Below are 3,085 nucleotides of genomic sequence, written 5' to 3'. Positions count from 1 at the left end.
TTGAAAATAATAAGTAGATTTGTATTCTTCAACGAGTTTAGATTCAGTAATTCTTCCATTTTTTACTTGTAAAGGATTATTGCGATTTTTGGATTCGCTCTCTATATTGATGATGGCAAAAAAATCTTTGTTGAGTTCAACTTTCATCTTTTAATTTCCTTTTGGTTTTATTGAGAATGTTTTGGGTTTTTGAGAGTTCGTTTTGGAGATGTTGACGCTCTTCCTGAAGCTGACGAATATAATCGTTTTGAGAAGCAATCAACGATTTTAGGTGATCGGATTGAGCGATAATGATGCGAGTTTGTTTATCAATTTCTTCGCGTTGGGTATGCAAACTTGATAATGTTTTCTCCGACTGATACTCCATGGATTTCTTAAAATTGTTGATCCACGAACGAATGTCATTAAATAAAGGTTCAGATCCTTCTTTGAAGGCTGTTGCCAAATCTTGTTTGAAATCTCGATTGATGAGAGAGAAATGGATCCACATCAAATAAGCAGCGAGAATTGAAAACAGTATTAAAATAAATGTCGAAAATTCCATTACATTTTTCCTTTTTGTTCAAGTAAATTACAGACACGCTGAATCGTTGCACGGCTGTAAGCTTTGCCTGTGTCTTTGTTATATACACCCCTTTTAGCCAACATTTTTGCCATCACTCCATAACCATACCCTTCTGCACGGAATTGTAAAAAGATAGCTCGGTATTTATTCACCAAAAAAGATACTGTATTGTTAGGAGAAGATTTGTTTGGAACGAAAGCAATATCTGTATTTTCGGAAAAAGTTTTGAGTGTATGGGTAATGGCTTGTTTGATTTGCATGCCGTTGGTTTGATTAATTCTTACACGTTGAAAAAGTGTAAGAATATCTTCATCACTAGGGGATTGATTTAAAAATTCCAAGAAATCATCGCAGAGCAAAAGAGTCCTTTTGGTGTATCTTATATTGTATCTATAATATATTAAATCTATCTCTTTAAATTGCCTAAGAAAGGCATTTAAAAGTGATAAAATGATTATACAATAAAAAATAAACGTGACGGATACAATGTATAAAAAATAATGCTATAATCAGACTTTCATTTTTCGTTATTCGACTTGTCGTAGTCAAGTGTTTCACATCTCCGAACGATGTGGATGGTAGTGCAGGGCTTATCCTTTTTACCCGGTAGTTGTCATCTAAAAAAAGTTAGAAAATAGGTTATTGCGTGCTTTCCACGTGCATTTTTGCAAAGTGAAGAATGGGGTCAAAACGATCCAAAAAGGTTAAGCTTCCTAAAAAAGCAAGAGGTGCTTATCTTATAAAAAAGGGTTTTCGTGCGCGGGAATCTTGATTATCAAATCGCTCAGATTTGGAAAAAAATCGATGGAATTGGAACTTCTAAAGCGGTATTTCGCTCTGCCAGTTCTCATAAAAATGTGAACGACACATTGCCGGTTTCGGATAAAGTTCATTCATTTGAGTACAAAGACGAAGTGCTTAGAACGGCACGTGATATTGGTCGTTTTGCATTCAAATATGGAGTGAAAGATTTATCGAAAATTTTATATGAGATTGTCGATAAATGGTTTCTTGAAAAAATTGATCGTGATGTGTCTCGGGACACTTTACGCAATTATCTTTCACATATTGTCAAAATTCAAATTGCGTTAGAAGCTATTGCATCAGATGAACAAGTTGCATACACTGGGTATACGAAAGAGGAACTTTCTTCAATTCATTCTATGCTCAAATCACTTAACAAAAATGGGTACATCAATCGGGCGTATTCTAATCCCGGGGCTGTTGTAAGCAACCTTGAAGGGAATGAATATTACGTCGGGCTTTTGCAATACCGATACGGATTGCGTGTCACAGAAGCGGCGCATATAAAACGTTCTCAAATTCAAGGCAATATTCTTACGATACAAGGTAAAGGCGGTTATTTTCAAACGAAAGAATTGACTTCAGAACTATCTGATGCCATAATTGAGAGAATGGTTGAGGGTGTGTTTAAAATCAATCAAAACAGCTACCGTAAAAATCTGGAAGAGTCTGCAAGAATTGAAGGGGAAACGTATCATGGGACACACGGTCTACGGTATAACTATGCGCAAAATCTTTATTTCAATCACTATAACGAAAACGTTGAGAACGGTATGCGCTATATTGATGCTCATAAAACGGCTTTGAAGCAAACTTCAGAAGAGATTGGGCACCATCGTGCTGAAATTACGATGCATTATCTTGGATGAGTTCATGGTGTTTTTTTATGAATTGAATTACATGCATGCTGATGAAGTGGTTGTTTTACGAAGACTTGGCTTTCAGCTGCAAGCAGTACCAGACAATGTGTGTCCGTTAGAAAGCCTAAGTGTTGAAATGATAGAGTGAATAAAGTTAAATAGCAATATGTAAATTCAATTGACGTTATATGATAAAGTACTTCGTGAGTTATGTGATGCACTAATCATTGATTCTATGCATCCTGAATATCCTCAGTTTATAATGTAATGTCCTTGAAATATCAAACAATAAAAACTGTTAGAGGCTCAATTTTTTGATCATTTTCTTTCGATGAGCAGATAGCGGATGCGACTATAATTTAGTCCTTAGGTTTTTGCTCACAAAATCCTGCAACTGCGCATCAACTTCGAAATCTTTACACAAAGTTTCAAAACGCCCAAATGAATCAATGACGCGATCAATGATTTCATTAGCCTTTGATTTCTTTAGACCGCAATGATTTGAAAAACGGTATAAATCTTCTCTTGAAAATTCATCCCGTTTTCCTGCGAGTGAAATTTGATGGGTTTTGGTCCACTTTCCTGTTGGATCATATGCGAAGGTCATATCAAACGCAGGAGATAGACTCCATTGTCCACTACGATCCATCTGAAATCCAAAGTTCTTCGCATGATCATCCTGATTTCTACCAACAATATTGAAGACAGCGCGTCGGAATAGTTCTTCAATCTCGCTGTACCCAAGATTCATATCACGCATACTCATCACGATCTGCTCATATGAATAAGCACCCGTAGTGTCACGATCGAAATGCTGCAATCCAGCCCATGACGAATAATGTTTTTTACGCAATCT

Annotated in this window: 4 protein-coding genes; 1 reads left to right on the top strand and 3 read right to left on the bottom strand. The window is 36.1% G+C overall.

Annotation, left to right across the window (positions count from 1 at the left end):
• Positions 1–136: 136 nt before the first annotated feature.
• Together PHR02_RS13440 and PHR02_RS13435 are read right to left on the bottom strand one after the other, a co-directional pair.
• Positions 137–544 carry a hypothetical protein gene (locus tag PHR02_RS13440; protein WP_299992803.1) on the bottom strand — a complete coding sequence of 136 codons (408 nt, stop codon included), beginning with the start codon at positions 542–544 and terminating at the stop codon, positions 137–139.
• Positions 544–906: a hypothetical protein gene (locus PHR02_RS13435; RefSeq protein WP_299992801.1), complete on the bottom strand. Its 363-nt coding sequence runs from the start codon at positions 904–906 to the stop codon at positions 544–546. Before PHR02_RS13435 ends, PHR02_RS13440 begins: the two co-directional genes overlap by 1 nt.
• Positions 907–1,320: 414 nt before the next feature.
• Here PHR02_RS13435 and PHR02_RS13430 point away from each other — a divergent pair, with 414 nt between their 5' ends.
• Entirely contained in the window at positions 1,321–2,238 is a 918-nt protein-coding gene (locus tag PHR02_RS13430) for a hypothetical protein (protein WP_299992799.1), read from the top strand.
• A gap of 343 nt (positions 2,239–2,581) precedes the next feature.
• On the opposite strand, the gene PHR02_RS13425 is transcribed toward PHR02_RS13430, so the two are convergent.
• A partial coding sequence (locus PHR02_RS13425; protein ID WP_299992798.1) for a HipA domain-containing protein occupies positions 2,582–3,085 on the bottom strand: 504 nt, incomplete at its 5' end.

Origin of the sequence: Sulfuricurvum sp. (assembly GCF_028688295.1) — a bacterium.
In the GTDB taxonomy this organism is placed as follows: domain Bacteria; phylum Campylobacterota; class Campylobacteria; order Campylobacterales; family Sulfurimonadaceae; genus Sulfuricurvum.
The sequence above is the reverse complement of the archived record's forward strand: the minus strand, read 5'-3'. Positions and strand labels throughout refer to the sequence as shown.

Bases quoted from the DNA above. Each gene is read 5' to 3' on its own strand.
- PHR02_RS13440 (WP_299992803.1), bottom strand. From the start codon at position 544: ATGGAATTTTCGACATTTATTTTAATACTGTTTTCAATTCTCGCTGCT.